This window comes from Flavobacterium sp. HSC-61S13 (assembly GCF_024171535.1).
Classification (GTDB): domain Bacteria; phylum Bacteroidota; class Bacteroidia; order Flavobacteriales; family Flavobacteriaceae; genus Flavobacterium.
Map to the genome: position 1 here is coordinate 107,483 of NZ_JALJZV010000009.1, position 14,879 is coordinate 122,361.

General features: G+C 38.0%; 16 protein-coding genes. 7 read left to right on the forward strand and 9 right to left on the reverse strand.

All coding sequences use genetic code 11. The features are described from left to right. Positions 1 to 31: 31 nt before the first annotated feature. Positions 32 to 1,276 (forward strand): NAD(P)/FAD-dependent oxidoreductase, encoded by a 1,245-nt coding sequence (locus L1275_RS10435; RefSeq protein WP_253472562.1) that lies wholly within the window; start codon positions 32 to 34, stop codon positions 1,274 to 1,276. A 59-nt stretch (positions 1,277 to 1,335) separates the two neighbouring features. On the opposite strand, the gene L1275_RS10440 is transcribed toward L1275_RS10435, so the two are convergent. The 3 genes from L1275_RS10440 to L1275_RS10450 form a co-directional block, all read right to left on the reverse strand. After that, positions 1,336 to 2,364, reverse strand: coding sequence for an asparaginase (locus L1275_RS10440; protein ID WP_253472565.1), 1,029 nt, complete (start codon positions 2,362 to 2,364; stop codon positions 1,336 to 1,338). Continuing rightward, on the reverse strand, positions 2,357 to 3,490 hold the full coding sequence (locus L1275_RS10445) for a 1-acyl-sn-glycerol-3-phosphate acyltransferase (RefSeq protein ID WP_253472567.1): 1,134 nt from the start codon (positions 3,488 to 3,490) through the stop codon (positions 2,357 to 2,359). The genes L1275_RS10440 and L1275_RS10445 overlap by 8 nt, the downstream gene beginning before the upstream one ends. A gap of 68 nt (positions 3,491 to 3,558) precedes the next feature. Next, positions 3,559 to 4,326, reverse strand: coding sequence for a TatD family hydrolase (locus L1275_RS10450; RefSeq protein ID WP_253472569.1), 768 nt, complete (start codon positions 4,324 to 4,326; stop codon positions 3,559 to 3,561). A gap of 89 nt (positions 4,327 to 4,415) precedes the next feature. Here L1275_RS10450 and L1275_RS10455 point away from each other — a divergent pair, with 89 nt between their 5' ends. Further along, complete coding sequence (locus L1275_RS10455) at positions 4,416 to 4,853, forward strand: retropepsin-like aspartic protease (RefSeq protein ID WP_253472572.1); 438 nt, start codon at positions 4,416 to 4,418, stop codon at positions 4,851 to 4,853. A 2-nt stretch (positions 4,854 to 4,855) separates the two neighbouring features. On the opposite strand, the gene L1275_RS10460 is transcribed toward L1275_RS10455, so the two are convergent. Then, complete coding sequence (locus L1275_RS10460; RefSeq protein ID WP_253472576.1) at positions 4,856 to 5,422, reverse strand: DUF3109 family protein; 567 nt, start codon at positions 5,420 to 5,422, stop codon at positions 4,856 to 4,858. 190 nt (positions 5,423 to 5,612) lie between these two features. Here L1275_RS10460 and L1275_RS10465 point away from each other — a divergent pair, with 190 nt between their 5' ends. Together L1275_RS10465 and L1275_RS10475 are read left to right on the forward strand one after the other, a co-directional pair. Continuing rightward, the gene (locus L1275_RS10465) at positions 5,613 to 6,188 is read left to right on the forward strand and encodes a MarC family protein (RefSeq protein ID WP_253472579.1); all 576 of its coding nucleotides are present in this window, start codon (positions 5,613 to 5,615) and stop codon (positions 6,186 to 6,188) included. A gap of 238 nt (positions 6,189 to 6,426) precedes the next feature. Next, positions 6,427 to 7,038 (forward strand): FAD-dependent oxidoreductase, encoded by a 612-nt coding sequence (locus L1275_RS10475; protein WP_253472628.1) that lies wholly within the window; start codon positions 6,427 to 6,429, stop codon positions 7,036 to 7,038. An 81-nt stretch (positions 7,039 to 7,119) separates the two neighbouring features. Here L1275_RS10475 and L1275_RS10480 read toward each other — a convergent pair whose 3' ends face one another. The 3 genes from L1275_RS10480 to L1275_RS10490 all read right to left on the reverse strand — a co-directional run bounded on the left by L1275_RS10480 (position 7,120) and on the right by L1275_RS10490 (position 9,843). After that, positions 7,120 to 8,703 carry a S41 family peptidase gene (locus tag L1275_RS10480; RefSeq protein WP_253472584.1) on the reverse strand — a complete coding sequence of 528 codons (1,584 nt, stop codon included), beginning with the start codon at positions 8,701 to 8,703 and terminating at the stop codon, positions 7,120 to 7,122. Positions 8,704 to 8,707: 4 nt separating this feature from the next. Further along, on the reverse strand, positions 8,708 to 9,148 hold the full coding sequence (locus L1275_RS10485) for a dCMP deaminase family protein (protein WP_253472588.1): 441 nt from the start codon (positions 9,146 to 9,148) through the stop codon (positions 8,708 to 8,710). 116 nt (positions 9,149 to 9,264) lie between these two features. Then, positions 9,265 to 9,843 carry a hypothetical protein gene (locus L1275_RS10490; protein ID WP_253472591.1) on the reverse strand — a complete coding sequence of 193 codons (579 nt, stop codon included), beginning with the start codon at positions 9,841 to 9,843 and terminating at the stop codon, positions 9,265 to 9,267. A gap of 108 nt (positions 9,844 to 9,951) precedes the next feature. Between L1275_RS10490 and L1275_RS10495 the strand changes: the two genes are divergently transcribed. Then, positions 9,952 to 10,380, forward strand: a complete 429-nt coding sequence (locus L1275_RS10495; protein WP_253472594.1) for a TerB family tellurite resistance protein — start codon at positions 9,952 to 9,954, stop codon at positions 10,378 to 10,380. A 33-nt stretch (positions 10,381 to 10,413) separates the two neighbouring features. Here L1275_RS10495 and fbp read toward each other — a convergent pair whose 3' ends face one another. Further along, positions 10,414 to 11,424, reverse strand: a complete 1,011-nt coding sequence (fbp, locus tag L1275_RS10500) for a class 1 fructose-bisphosphatase (RefSeq protein WP_253472596.1) — start codon at positions 11,422 to 11,424, stop codon at positions 10,414 to 10,416. A gap of 93 nt (positions 11,425 to 11,517) precedes the next feature. On the opposite strand from fbp, the gene L1275_RS10505 reads away from it, so the two are divergent. Continuing rightward, a complete protein-coding gene (locus tag L1275_RS10505) occupies positions 11,518 to 11,991 on the forward strand; it encodes a GNAT family N-acetyltransferase (protein ID WP_253472598.1) in 474 nt (157 codons plus the stop codon). Beyond that, on the forward strand, positions 11,992 to 13,245 hold the full coding sequence (locus tag L1275_RS10510) for an aspartate kinase (protein WP_253472600.1): 1,254 nt from the start codon (positions 11,992 to 11,994) through the stop codon (positions 13,243 to 13,245). Between the two features lie 137 nt (positions 13,246 to 13,382). Here the strand turns inward: L1275_RS10510 and L1275_RS10515 are convergent, their stop codons facing one another. Beyond that, entirely contained in the window at positions 13,383 to 14,477 is a 1,095-nt protein-coding gene (locus L1275_RS10515) for a T9SS type A sorting domain-containing protein (RefSeq protein ID WP_253472602.1), read from the reverse strand. Between the last annotated feature and the right edge of the window lie 402 nt (positions 14,478 to 14,879).

The following is a 14,879-nucleotide window of genomic DNA, read 5'->3' on the forward strand; positions in this document are numbered from 1 at the left end:
ATATTTTTTAACAACCATCCTAATCCTAAATATGACTATAGAAAATGTTGAAGTTTTAATCATTGGAGCCGGGCCCTCGGGTAGTGTTGCGGCTGGATATCTGCATCAAAAGGGGATCCATGTCAAAGTTGTCGAAAAATCTAAATTCCCTAGAATTGTTGTTGGAGAGAGTTTAATTCCGCGGGTGATGGATCACTTTGAGGAAGCAGGATTGCTCGGTGCCTTAAACAAGGAGAATTTCGAAAAGAAGTGGGGAGCACGATTTATCCGAGGAGAAGAGGTCTGTATTTTTGACTTTAGCGAAAAGTTCTCCAAAGGATGGGACTGGACCTGGCAAGTACCTAGAGCCGATTTTGATTGGGCTGTTGCCAAAGAAATCACCAAGATGGGTATTGATTTGGAATTCGAATCGGAAGTCACCGCGGTGGAATTTAACGGTACCGAATCCCTAACTACAATCAAAACCAAAGAAGGAGAAACCAAACAAATCAAAGCGCAGTTTTTGATTGACGCTAGTGGTTATGGACGTGTTTTACCGCGTTTATTAGCGCTTGATGCACCTTCTCGCTTAAATCCACATTCGGCGATTTTCACACATATTGTAGATGTTAATCGACCAGCGGGCAAAGAGGGAACTTTAATATCATTTGATATCCTCGAAACCCAAGTATGGCTATGGGTAATACCCTTTTCTAATGGCAATACAAGCGTAGGCATAGTTGGTCCGACTGACTTTATAAACCAACTATCAGACGACCAAACAGAGGCTTTAGCAAACGCTATTAAACTATCTGACTATTATGTCAACCGTTTTGGCGATCTGCCGTTTATATTTGAACCCATAAAATTATCCAATTATTCAACTGCCGTAAAACAAATGTATGGCGAGGGTTATACGCTTACCGGAAACAGTTCGGAATTCTTAGATCCTGTATTTTCTTCTGGGGTGTGCTTTGCCACTGAATCAGGTATGTTGTCTGCCAAATTAGCACTGCGCCAACTACAAGGCGAAACGGTCAATTGGGAAGTGGAATATTCGGATTATATGAAAGAGGGGATTGCTGTCTTTACGACTTATATCCAAGAATGGTATACGGGAAATCTCCAAGAATTATTTTATCATCAACCCGAGAACCCCGATGTTAAAAGCAAGATATGCGCTGTTTTAGCAGGATACGTCTGGGATAAAGAAAACCCATTTGTATTGAAACACGATAAGGTCATCAAAAACATGGCTCACTTAATAAAGCTCGAAAAAGAAAATCAATTGAAATAATTTTAAGAATCAAGAACTGCCGAATCTCTATTTTGCAGTTCTTTTTTTTGCGTATAAAACTACTCCATCTCACCGCAGATGGCTTGTTCAAATACCGCCTTGAAGTTGCGGTCGTCAACCTGCTGTCCTAGCAAAAACATCAACTTGGTTATGGCTGCTTCCGTAGTGATATCCTTTCCAGAGATCACTCCGATCTCTTTCATCTCTGTACTGGTTTCATATTGCCCCATATTGACACTACCTCCAGAACATTGCGTTACATTGACCACTTTTAGTCCTTGTTGTATCGCCTTATTCAGACACGATAGAAACCAAGTCTCCGTAGGCGCATTGCCCGATCCGTAGGTCTCCAAAATCAGCCCCTTTAAACTCGCTATACTCAAGATCGATTCAAACATCGATTGGTTGATACCCGGAAATAGTTTTAAAATCATTACACGAGTATCCATGGTTTTAAAAACTGCCAACTCTTTGGTCGCTTCCGTTTTCAACAACAAGGCCTCATTTATTTTAAAATGCACCCCTGATTCTGCTAAATGTGGTACGTTTGGCGAAGTAAATGCATTAAATAATTCAGCACTAACTTTGGTAGTTCTATTACCTCTATATAGTTTATATTCAAAATACAAGCAAACCTCTTGAATCACAGGTTTTCCGTTTTTTTGAATAGAGGCTACTTGAATCGCTGTAATCAGGTTTTCTTTGGCATCGGTTCTCAAATCTCCAATAGGCAATTGAGACCCGGTAAGCACTACTGGTTTTTGCAGGTTCTGCAACATAAAACTCAATGCAGAAGCGGAATATGACATGGTATCAGATCCGTGCAGTATGACAAAACCGTCGTATTGTTGGTAATGCTTTTCGATAATCGTCACCATACTCACCCAATGTTCTGGGCTCATATCAGACGAGTCGATTGGCGTTTCAAACGAATAGGTCGCGATGGTACAATCCAATAGATTTAATTCGGGTATACGCTCTAGCAACTGATCAAAATTAAACGCTTTTAAGGCACCCGTAGAAAAATCTTTGATCATTCCAATGGTACCTCCCGTATAAATCAACAATATTGCCGGTTTTTTAGACATCCGTAAATTTTAGTTTATTGACAACTGGATTGGCATACATCGCCAAAAATCCGTCTACGATAATTTTATTTTCTTTATCAACACGCAATTCCAAACGACGTTCAAAAAGTTGCTTTTCCTTAAGTGTATATCTCGACGCAAAGCGATCGGTATCAAACATAATATCGTAAGCAATATAATTGGTTGGCCATAATTTATAGGTTCTCAGTATCGATTCGTCTATAATCTGTGCTACCGCTTGAATTTGCTTGTTATTATTACAAGAATGATTTTTTACTTCTTCCAGTTCGCTATCCAATACATCACCAACATGAATATGGATTCGCTTTTTCTGTCCGAGTATTCCACTGAGTAAGTTTACGAAATCTTCGTTTTTCTCTTTGATATAGATTTCATCCTTTGCTTTTGCCAATAATTGTGGCATTTTTAAAGCATCTGTTGGATCGTATTCATACGAAATCGAGACTGGAACAATTTTAATTTTCTTAAAATAGTCCATCAACTCTGGCTCATCACAGGCCATTCCCAACATTTTCAACACACCTTGATGCGTAGAATCATTTCCGTCTTTGGTACGACCTTCGCGCTGTGCGATCCATACCGAACGGTTTTCTTCTTGTAATAAGTGGTAGATATATTCAGACATCAACTTCGAACTCACCAAGAGTTCTCTAGGTGGTAGTCCGCGTTTTACTAAGAAATTTCTATTGAGTTTGGACAGTGCTAATAAAAAAGATTTTTGCACCAAATTATCCCCAACAGCAGAAGAAGTCATGATTAAACCATGATCTTTCAAAGCTACATTGAGTAATGAAGTATCCAATATAATATCTCTGTGATTTGAAATAAACAAATAAGAGGTATCTTTATCTAATTTATCGAAACCCGAGGTTGTAAGGCCTTCCGAGCTTTTTTCCAAAACCTTTCTGACAGAATAATAAATAAACTGTTCTTGAAAATCCTGAATAGAATGAACGTCTTTAAGACGCTCCATCCATTCGGATTCCGGAGTATCTGGAAAAGTAAATCCCATCAACGCTTTCATCATTGGGTGATTTGCAACGCTTTGCAGAACGGCATTCACCTCAACATCATGATAGTGACGAATTGAATCAAACTTTAACATTATAGTGTTTATGTTTTAATAGTTGGCAAAAGAACGCAATTTTTAGGCAATTCTTGCGCAAATCTTTGTTAAATACCAAAAACAGCTCTTGAATTGGCTGTAGTGGTTTTTGCAACTTCCTCTATGGAAACCGTATATATCTCAGCAACTTTTTCAGCTACATTCACTATATAAGCACTTTCATTTCTCTTTCCCCTGTACGGAACCGGTGCAAGATACGGAGAATCCGTTTCTAGTACGATATGTTCCATCGAAATTTTATCCAGAAATTGATCGATCTTTCCGTTCTTAAACGTGACTACCCCACCAATTCCCAATTTCATCTGTAGATCAATAGCTTGTAATGCCTGCTGTTCCGTTCCTGAAAAACAATGAAAGATGCCTCTTAAATCCATCGCTCTTTCAAGCTCCAGCACTTCAAATACCTCATCAAAAGCCTCTCGGCAGTGAATATTAATCGGCAACTTATATTTCTTAGCCAATTGAATCTGATATTGAAAGGCCTCTTGCTGAATTCCTAAGGTACTTTTATCCCAATATAAGTCAATCCCAATTTCACCTATAGCGACAAACGATCTGCGCTGCAGCTCCGAAGCGACAAACGACAACTCTTGCTTATAATTATCTTTGACACTCGTTGGATGCAAACCCATCATTAAATGGACGTTGTCTGGAAATGACGCCTCCAATTCATACATAGCCTGAGCATAAGTAGAATCAATTGCCGGAATAAAAAAACGAGAAACACCTTGTTCTATCGCCTTTTTAATGACACTATCGCGATCTTCGTCAAAAGAATCGGAATACAAATGGGTATGGGTGTCGGTCAAAATCATCGAGTCACTGTTTTTTGTTTAAAATAAATCTCTACCTAGAATTAACTGCAAAATTACCGCATTTAAAGTTTTTAAACTACTTTTGGTTTATGGAAAACCTACAAGAACTCTTATTAAAAGATGGCTATAGAAAAATATCGTTTACTGTATCTAAAACACAGCACCTTTTTTTAAAAGCCAAAATCAACGGCATTAGCGGCGATTTCATATTGGATACCGGCGCTTCAAACAGCTGTATAGATTTTAGTTTTATCGAGCATTTTGATATTCAGGCATCAGCATCAAACACCAAAGCATCCGGTGCTGGAGCTAACGGCATGCTAACACAAGTATCGTATCAAAATAAATTACAAATGGGACGTTGGAAAAATTCCGCTACCGATTTGGTACTGATGGACCTATCTCACGTCAATATTGCATTAAAGCAATACAAAGCCAAAACGGTGCACGGAATCATAGGTGCCGATATCTTATTACAAGGGGAAGCCTTAATCGATTATAAAAACAAAGACCTGTTTTTAAAATAAACTTATCGTTTATACTCCTCTGCCACTTGCTCTAATTCGGTGTACCACGCTGCTCCAAATTTACGAACCAAGGCTTCTTTGACAAACTTATAAACAGGTACTTCTAATTCTTTTCCCAACGAACAAGCATCATCACAAATACTCCATTTGTGGTAATTAACCGCCGAAAAATCCGAAAATTCTCGAACTCGAATTGGATACAAATGACAAGAAACCGGTTTCTTCCATTTAATTAGCCCCTCGTTATACGCTTGCTCAATACCACAAAGTGCCGTGTCCTGATCAAAAATAACATAAGCACACTCCGCTCCATTGACTAACGGGGTTTCAAAACCACCATCCTCTCCTATGATCGAAGTGCCTTGGGCTTCAATAGCTGCTATACCTTCAGGTCGAAGAAAAGGCTTTACCGTAGCATAAATGTCTTGCATAATTTTTGTCTCTCCTTCCTCTAAAGGTGCTCCCGCAGTACCGTCTACACAACATTCTCCCTTACATGCCGACAGGTTGCACACAAACTCTCTCTCAAACAATTCTTCTGACACAATTGTTTTCCCTAATTGAAACATAGTATTCTAAATTAAAATGCCTGCAAAAATACAAACTTTATTTGGTGTTTATTTCCTAAATAAGTCAAAAGCCCATTCAAATTCACTATTTTAGATTGATTCTGAACTCGAATAACTGATATCGAACAACGAATTAGAAATATATTTCACTAATTTTGCCTCACATCATATTCGTTCAAAAAATCCCCCAATGGAATTAGATTTTAGAGAAATTATTACTACCGGAATGATCTTGTTTGCGGTAATTGACATTTTAGGAGCTATTCCAATTGTCGTAGAACTGCGTAGTCGAGTAGGACATATCCAATCGGAAAAAGCAACTATTGTAGCAGCTATTATCATGATTTCCTTCCTATTTATCGGAAATGAAATCTTGAATTTAATCGGTATTGATGTCAACTCCTTTGCTGTTGCAGGGGCCTTCGTATTGTTTTTTCTAGCTTTGGAGATGATACTTGGAATTCGCTTATACAAAGACGAAGCACCGAGTACTGCCTCTATAGTACCGTTGGCCTTTCCCCTCATAGCTGGAGCAGGTGTACTGACTACACTGCTATCGTTAAAATCTCAGTATCAGAACATCAACATTATTTTCGGAATTCTTCTAAACATGATTTTTGTTTATATCGTTTTAAAAATGTCTGGAAAAATTGAAAAAATAATTGGTGCTAACGGCTTAAGCGTTATTCGAAAAGTATTTGGAATCATATTATTAGCCATTGCTGTTAAATTATTCGCCAGTAATGTTAAAGGCTTAATCAACTGATTTATTTTTAGTACTTTTCCACCTTCTATATTAATTACTTATATCAAATGAAGATTTTTAGTTATATCGCGCTTCTTTTTGTTGCTGTTTTATTGGTAATCAACATCATATCACTAGACTTCAACAACCTATTTGAAGGAAAGAGCCTTATTGCACTGATTGGCATCATTGCTTTGCTTTGTGCTGTTTGCATTGTTCTAATTTTTAGAACTTCAAAACTAATTGACGAAAAAACTAAATAATGGCGTACGATGCCCTGATTATTGGTGGCGGCGTTGCAGGGTTTTCTTGTGCTCAAATCTTAGGATCCGCCCAAGCCAAACCCTTTGTTACAGATAAAAAAATAGCTATAATAGCCCACCAAAAAGCTTCGATGCTTCAAGATGCTGTTTTCTACAACGCTTATGGAGTGGCTTCAGGGAAGTTGGGCTCCGAACTTTTAGAGGAATCCAAAACATCATTAGCCGAACATTATCCGCAAATTGAACAAATCGAGCATGAAAAGGTGGTATCAGTAGTTTCCCAAGGCAACCGCTTTGTGATTCAAACCAATAAAAACACCTATGAATCGACAATAGTCGTTATAGCTGTTAATTCTAGCCACAGTTTTCAAATTGAAGGCTTAATGGAATACGTGATGCCTCACGGCAAATCATTACCACAAAAGAATCGAATCCAACTTAAGAATGAAGATCAACGCGTAGCCACTAATTTATATGTCGCAGGCACATTAGCCGGCCATCGCAGTCAGCTTTCAATAGCTGCCGGTAGTGGTGCTGCAGTAGCAACCGATATACTAACTTTGTGGAACAACGGTATCGAAACCCATAGCCATGATAGCATCAGATAATTTGATGGTGCAGCTATCCTAAAATATAAAAAAAACTCGTTTGCCTGATGACAAACGAGTTTTTTATTTCTATTTACTGTATTATAAGGCAGTAGCTTGCTTGCCATCTATAGCCTTAATCATCGGATCTTCTTTTAAAATCCACTGATAATAATCTTCCTCTCCATACAATTGATGAACAAACTCACCGATTAAGAAAAACTCAATTAAGGCTTTGCGTTTATCCAAATTAAAGTTAAGCCCGTTATCACTTAAGTGCTTTTTAAATTTCTTATAAACGTATTCTTTATCCGTTACCTTAGCACTCAACTGAGTCAAATCGTAACCTTCAAAAGCATTGCGATCTGCATCAATCTGTTCGAATACAAAATAACTGACCAAACCGGATCGCATCAACATTAAAACGGCATCATCTCCATGTTTTAAATCTAACGGCACAAACAAATCAGGCACTATACCCCCACCGCCATAAACAATTCGCCCGTTTTTAGTTTTAAATTGTAGGCTGTCGGCAATTTTTATACTGTCTGCTGCATATAATTCGCCACTTTCGTATCTGGTTATAAAATCATTATTATACTCTTCAAAACCGTGATTATAGGGCTTTTGAATGGATCTACCCGAAGGCGTATAATACCGAGCAGTAGTTAATCGGACAGCTGAACCGTCACCCAACATCAACTCGCGTTGTACCAATCCCTTTCCAAACGAACGCCTTCCCACAACGGTTCCGCGATCGTTATCCTGAATAGCACCAGCAACAATCTCACTTGCTGAGGCACTATTTTCATTGATCAAGACAAATAATTCTCCTTGTTCAAAAATGCCTTTCGAACTTGATTTAGACACCGCTTCATTACCTTTTTTATTTACGGTTTTTACGATAATCTGATTTGCAGGCAAAAACTCGTCGACCATTTTAATCGCCTGATCCATATAACCGCCACCGTTTTCCCGTAAATCCAGAATCAATCCTGAAATCTTTGCCTCTTTAAGCGTTTTTAATTCCTTAATAAACTCGGCATAAGTAGACTCTGAGAAACGATTAACCTTAATATACCCCATACCGTCGTCTAATTTCACGCCTACATCCACACTTTTAAGCGGTACTAACGAGCGAGTTAACGACACATTTAAGGTTTTTTTATTCTTTTTTCTATAAATTTTCAATTGTACTTTGGAGTCTTCTTCTCCTCTTAAAATACTGACTAAACTATCATTTGCCAGCTTTTTCCCGAATAGCTTTTGACCATCGGCATAGAGTATTCTATCCCCCGGTAGAAGACCCGCTTTTTCAGACGGACCACCCGGCACTGCTTTGATAACCGCCAAGCTATCTTTATAAACGTAATAATTAATCCCTATACCGACAAATCCACCGCGCATCGATTCTGAAATCGACTGCATTTCACTACGAGCGATATAAACCGAATGCGGATCCAATTGCTCCAAAATCGAAGTAACCGTCATATCTATAATAGAATCCGTATCTACTTCATCTACATACTCTTGTTCAATAAAGTCAATCAATTTATTTAACTTTACTTTATTAGAATTGGCAGTAAGACTCGTGGTTTGAAAATTTGAAGAAACCACAAATCCTCCCAAAAGAATCCCCAATGACAGAGCAATAGAAACAATTAGTGGCCAAAATATCTTTTTCATACATTTAATTATCTAAATCGGGTAAATGCACTACTTCTACGCCTGCTTTTACCAGAAAGGAGATTCCTTCCGTATCTTTATAATCATCTTGATAGACCACTCTTTTAATACCGGATTGGTGAATCAATTTACTGCAATCTCTACAGGGAGACATCGTGATATACAGTGTAGCATCTTGACAGCTTTGAGTAGAGCGAGCCACTTTTAAAATAGCATTTGCTTCGGCATGTAAGACATACCATTTGGTAGAACCGGCTTGATCTTCACAACAATTTTCAAAACCTGAAGGAGTTCCGTTATATCCGTCTGAAATAATCATTTTATCTCTAACGATAATGGCTCCGACCTGTTTGCGCGTACAATATGATAATTGCCCCCATTCGCGAGCAATTCGCAAATAAGCTTTATCGTATTTAGCTATTTTTGTATTCTCTGTATTTTCCATTTTGATCCTTTAAAAACGCCCCTACTTATCAATGGGTAAATCCATGAACCCGACATCTTTAGAAAGTGCAAAAGTACACAATCCTTTGACTACTTATTCAAGAAAAAAGCAGTATTCTAAATTATTTTTATCACCTCTGAAATCAGTACTCCAATTGCCATAGCAGACACAATTAAGCCCCACTCTTTTTGGGTAAAGCGCAGTATGGCTTGCAAAGCATAGGACACTAAAAAATAGATTATTGCCACCATAATTAATCCACCAATGTACCCCACCAAATAACCTATAAGCGCGAGAAATTCATAAGAAGCATTAGCGATAACTGGTTTCCAAACTCCTTCGTGAAGGATACTATCCATAAATCCAAAGACAAAGGCAATCACATAAAAGATGGTATCTCCTTTATTGCGCAACTTTTTACCACTGGTCATCAATCGATAAAAACAGAATAGGAATAAGAAGATCAACATACACCAAAATACCCATCTAGAGGCTTGCGCGCTAATGGTAACCACTTCAAAAAAGGTAATGGAAGCATTAAACAGAAAACCCAAAGCGATGGTTGCGAAAAGACTTAGGAAGCGTGCCCAATCTTTAAAAACATATGGTAATAAAAGAACAACAGTAAACAGCACTCCCATCAAATTGCTTTTTAAAAGAAACTGCTCAAATCCGCGAGCCGTATAAAAAAACATCTCAAGCATCATTTATTAAATTAATTAACTCAAATTTACAACTATTATTACTAAATTGAGCCATTAATGTACCACTTTTAAAAACGAAACAACCAAAAACAACAAATTATGTCATATACAGATTTATTTGATAGCGGCTTTAAGGACCGAAATAAAGGTCACTTTGCCTCCATTGTGCGGGTAGCGATTTCAGATGGCCCAATTAGTGAAGAGGAGAAAAAGTTTTTAGATGAACTTGCTATTCGCCTAGACATCTCCGATGATGAATATGAGTTAATATTAGAGGATCCGACAAAATTTCCGGTAAACCCTCCGTATTTGCAAATTAATCGCCTTGAGCGTTTGTACGATTTAGCCAGAATGGTTTATGTCGATCACGTTCTGGGCCCTAAACAAAAACAAGTTCTAAGGAAATTCGCTGTAGCCTTAGGATTCACAGGCAATGTAAACGACATTGTCGACAAAGCCTTATCCCTATTAGTACTTAGTGTAGACAGTGAAACTTTTATCTTCGAAATGCAAAACATGAGTCGATAAAAAAAGAGGCTGGAAAATTCCAGCCTCTTTTTTTTATTTGCTTTTACTCATAAACTCTTCTGCCTTTTCTACCATATTTTTACTACCGCAGAAAAAAGGTACTCTTTGATGCAATTCGGTAGGCGCAATTTCCATGATTCTCGTAAAACCGTCTGACGCCTTTCCACCAGCTTGCTCTACTATAAAGGCCATTGGATTACATTCATACAGCAATCGCAACTTCCCCTTTGGAGCTCTAGAGCTCGTTGGATAGATATAAACGCCTCCTTTTAGTATATTTCTATGTATATCCGCCACCAAACTTCCAATATATCGAGAGGTATATGGTCTTGTACCTTCTTCAGCCTGACAATATTTTAAATAATCTTTTACTCCTTGTGGAAAATGAATATAATTCCCCTCGTTAATAGAATAAATATGTCCATCTTCTGCTACTTTCATATTGGGATGAGACAAGTAAAATGTTCCGATAGCTGGATTTAAAGTAAATCCATTAACACCGTGCCCCGTGGTATAGACCAACATGGTTGAAGATCCATAAATTACATAACCCGCAGCAACCTGATTTTCTCCTTTTTGCAAGAAATCTTCAATAGTTACTGGACTTCCAACTGGAGTAACACGTCTATAAATAGAAAAAATTGTTCCAACAGAAACGTTCACATCAATATTGGATGATCCGTCCAACGGATCCATCAATACTACATATTTATTATCATTTGCTCCATCACGAGCATTAATCGCGATAAAGTCATCATTTTCTTCCGAACCTATTCCACAAACTATCTCACGATTCATCAGAGTTTGAATAAAAACTTCATTGGCATATACATCTAGCTTCTGTTGTTGCTCTCCTTGAATATTTTCTTTTCCAAATGCACCAATGATATCGACTAAACCCGCTTGATTTACCTTATGACTTACGATTTTTGCAGCCAAACGAATGGAATTGATCAATCGAGATAATTCTCCAGAAGAGTATTGAAATTCCTCTTGCTTCCCGATGATAAACTCCCCTAAAGTTTGTGTTCTTTCTCCTAACATGAAATATTGATTATTTAGTTGTGTAATTTGCGTACAAATATCGTTAATTTTGTGAATTGAACGCCTTATAAAAATCATTATAATTAATTTCAAATGAATATCAGAAAAGCCCAAGAGACTGATTTACCCGTAATCATTGACCTGATCCGGGAATTGGCTCATTTCGAAAAAGAACCCGATGCTGTCGAGGTGACTATTGAGGAGCTTCGGCGTGATGGTTTTGGCACCTTACCGCTGTTTTCAATAATCGTTGCAGAAGTCGATCAAGAGATTGTAGGTATGGCCTTTTACTATTTTAGATATTCGACCTGGAAGGGAAAAACCATCCATTTAGAAGATTTAATAGTACGAGAAAAGGCCCGAGGTACTGGTGTGGGTAGTGCTTTATACAGCGAAATCATGAAACGCGGTTCGGAGGAAGGTGTTCGCCGTATTGAATGGGCGGTATTAGACTGGAACGAAGCGGCCATCCGTTTTTACGAAAAATCGGGTGCCAACATCTTAAAAGATTGGCACTTGGTGCAAATGGATCAACAAGGAATTAAAAATTTTATCGAACGTTTATAAATGAAAATTTACAAGTTTGGAGGCGCTTCTATCAGAGACGCGATCAATGTTAGAAATGTTGCCGATGTTTTACAACGAGTTGGTTATGCGGACTGCTTGATTGTCGCCTCCGCTATGGGAAAAACGACCAACGCCCTTGAAGTCGTTGTTGCTCGCTATTTCAATTCACCACAAGATATTGATGAAGCTTTGCAAATAGTCAAAGATGATCACTTTCAGATTGCTTACGATTTGTTTCCACAATCCAAAGCGGGTCTATTTACTGAAATGCACCAATTGTTCGAAAAACTGGAGCTCTTTTTAAACACCAATAAGTCACCTAACTATAATTTTGTTTACGACCAGATCGTTGGTTACGGTGAATTGCTCGCTACGGTTATCCTTCATCATTACTTACAGAGCTGTGGAATTGACAACGTTTGGACTGACGCGAGAAATTTAATCAAGACCGATGTTACCTATCGAGATGCCAACGTGAATTGGGAACTGACCCAAGCCAACATCAGTGCTCAAATCCGCTCTACAGCCTTACATATCACGCAAGGTTTTATCGGATCCGACGACAACGGTTTCTCAACCACTCTTGGGCGAGAAGGGTCCGATTATAGTGCAGCCATTTTTGCTTATGCTTTAAATGCAGAGAGCGTAACCATATGGAAAGACGTGCCGGGGGTACTCAATGCAGATCCGCGCTATTTTCAGGAAACTATATTATTGGAACAACTCTCGTATCAAGAAGCTATTGAATTGGCTTTTTATGGAGCCTCGGTGATACATCCTAAAACCCTACAGCCCTTACAACAAAAAGAAATTCCTTTGTTTGTTAAATCATTTATAAATCCCATGCTACCTGGTACTAAGGTCTCCAAGGGCGTTGGCTTGATTCCACAAACACCTTGTTATATCGTTAAAAAGAATCAACTTTTAATCTCTCTATCCGCATTAGACTTTTCGTTTATTATGGAAGAAAATATCAGTGAAATATTTAGACTACTACATCAGTACAACATCAAAGTCAATGTAATCCAAAATTCAGCCATCAGTTTTTCTGTCTGCGTAGAGGATAAATTCAATCATTTTGAAGCACTTAGATCGGTTTTATCCAAGCAATTTAAGGTCAGTTATAACGAAGACGTTTCTTTGTATACCATCCGCCATTTTGAAGAACATTCGGCAGAAAAGGTTTTACAAAACAAGACTTTATTATTAAAACAGGTCAATCGGGAAACCATACAAATGGTAATCAAAGAATAAATGTACTTTTCTTGCCATCAAAAAAACCTTTGTGTGCATTCACACAAAGGTCTTTTTGATTAACCTGCTCTCTTCAGACTGGTTAACCAGAGCGTTACCGATCAACGCAGCCCACCTATGGCGCGGCTATTGTTTGCTTATTTTTTAATAAATCGCGCGGTTCCTGTACCGTGGATATTGATCAAATACACCCCGCTTTTCAACGAACTCACATCAATCGATTTTTCATGGTGTACTTTGCCCGACTGTACTTTTTGACCTAAGAGGTTATAGATATCAAAACTGCTTTCTTTGAAATCTGCCGTTTCAACCGTCACCCACAATTGATCCTTGGTTGGGTTGGGATACAAACTAAACATCGCGGCTTGCGGTTCTGTAAACTTTTCGGTACTGAGATTATCTCCAAATACATAAACCATATCTTTATCCGGATAGGAAGTCAATCCTTTAGTTAGACCGCCAGCGATCACAGTAGGACTATTACCAGGTCCTTCTAAACCAAATAAATCATGAACCACGTTTGCTGCTCGAACTAAAGCCACTAAAAAAAACGGCTGGTCAGTTTTGTTTACTGGGTCATACGAATTAAAAAACAAATTAAAATCCGTTATGGTATTTTCTCCATATCGAATCTCAATGTCTTTCTTCGCTTCGTAGAACCAAACCTGATAATTAATTCGCATTAACCTCGTATTTAAAGAATCTACTTCTTCTCCACTAATCGCATTCTTCACTTCTATCTTTAAGATCCTACTTCCTTCAACTCCCTCTACTTTATACTGCAACGGAGACATGGTGGGCACTGTCACGTCATTATTGCTATCATCGTCATCATCATCGTCGTCATCATCATCATCATCATCATCATCATCATCATCATCATCATCATCGTCATCGTCGTCATACTCTTCTATAGGAAAAGCCAAGTCCATCAAGTCAGCCGTTTGACAAATAACCATACCTAGTTCTTGATTCTCCAGTAACGCTAGTATATTCCCTCCAGTGATAGCCAACTCAACAACCCGTTGATCAAACATATAAATCGGAAAGCTTAGTGGAATAACAAACGGCTCCCGATACCAAGCTGTAGTATTTAAAGCTGTTGCATGATCCAAAGGCAGATAAGCTTCTTTGTTATGTGAAAACTTATAGTTTTCTTGGGCCTGTAAACCACTACTTCCTATAAGTAGCAAAATAAAGGCATAAACATAAATTGTGTACTTTTTTCTCATTTATTTGTTATTTTAGATTCAACCATGAACGGTTTACTTGTTTTGCTTAAGTCAGCGCTACATTTTAGGTGATCCGTTCCTCATTGCTCTAAAAATAATCTTACTTTAAAAAAAAAGCTTTGTAAACAAAGTATACTATTTTGTAATCCCACACACACAAAACACTCATAACAAAACACTTACCCAAAATCAAGCTCTTTTTATTTGTATCTAAAAATTTATGCTTTGTATCCTTATTTATATTTTGCGTACACCGTCTTTATTTTCCAAAAACGGTATATTCCATTCATCAACCAAAGCTATTCAACTGTATACAGTGGCAGTGCGCCGCATCCATAAAAAACCCTTTGTGCAATTTGCACAAAGGGTTCCGAAAAGAAACTTGAAAAGCAGCAATAATTT

Coding starts and splice junctions, on each gene's coding strand:
- L1275_RS10435 (WP_253472562.1), top strand. CDS start 32: ATGACTATAGAAAATGTTGAAGTTTTAATCATTGGAGCCGGGCCCTCG.
- L1275_RS10440 (WP_253472565.1), bottom strand. CDS start 2,364: ATGTCTAAAAAACCGGCAATATTGTTGATTTATACGGGAGGTACCATT.
- L1275_RS10445 (WP_253472567.1), bottom strand. CDS start 3,490: ATGTTAAAGTTTGATTCAATTCGTCACTATCATGATGTTGAGGTGAAT.
- L1275_RS10450 (WP_253472569.1), bottom strand. CDS start 4,326: ATGATTTTGACCGACACCCATACCCATTTGTATTCCGATTCTTTTGAC.
- L1275_RS10455 (WP_253472572.1), top strand. CDS start 4,416: ATGGAAAACCTACAAGAACTCTTATTAAAAGATGGCTATAGAAAAATA.
- L1275_RS10460 (WP_253472576.1), bottom strand. CDS start 5,422: ATGTTTCAATTAGGGAAAACAATTGTGTCAGAAGAATTGTTTGAGAGA.
- L1275_RS10465 (WP_253472579.1), top strand. CDS start 5,613: ATGGAATTAGATTTTAGAGAAATTATTACTACCGGAATGATCTTGTTT.
- L1275_RS10480 (WP_253472584.1), bottom strand. CDS start 8,703: ATGAAAAAGATATTTTGGCCACTAATTGTTTCTATTGCTCTGTCATTG.
- L1275_RS10485 (WP_253472588.1), bottom strand. CDS start 9,148: ATGGAAAATACAGAGAATACAAAAATAGCTAAATACGATAAAGCTTAT.
- L1275_RS10490 (WP_253472591.1), bottom strand. CDS start 9,843: ATGTTTTTTTATACGGCTCGCGGATTTGAGCAGTTTCTTTTAAAAAGC.
- L1275_RS10495 (WP_253472594.1), top strand. CDS start 9,952: ATGTCATATACAGATTTATTTGATAGCGGCTTTAAGGACCGAAATAAA.
- fbp (WP_253472596.1), bottom strand. CDS start 11,424: ATGTTAGGAGAAAGAACACAAACTTTAGGGGAGTTTATCATCGGGAAG.
- L1275_RS10505 (WP_253472598.1), top strand. CDS start 11,518: ATGAATATCAGAAAAGCCCAAGAGACTGATTTACCCGTAATCATTGAC.
- L1275_RS10510 (WP_253472600.1), top strand. CDS start 11,992: ATGAAAATTTACAAGTTTGGAGGCGCTTCTATCAGAGACGCGATCAAT.
- L1275_RS10515 (WP_253472602.1), bottom strand. CDS start 14,477: ATGAGAAAAAAGTACACAATTTATGTTTATGCCTTTATTTTGCTACTT.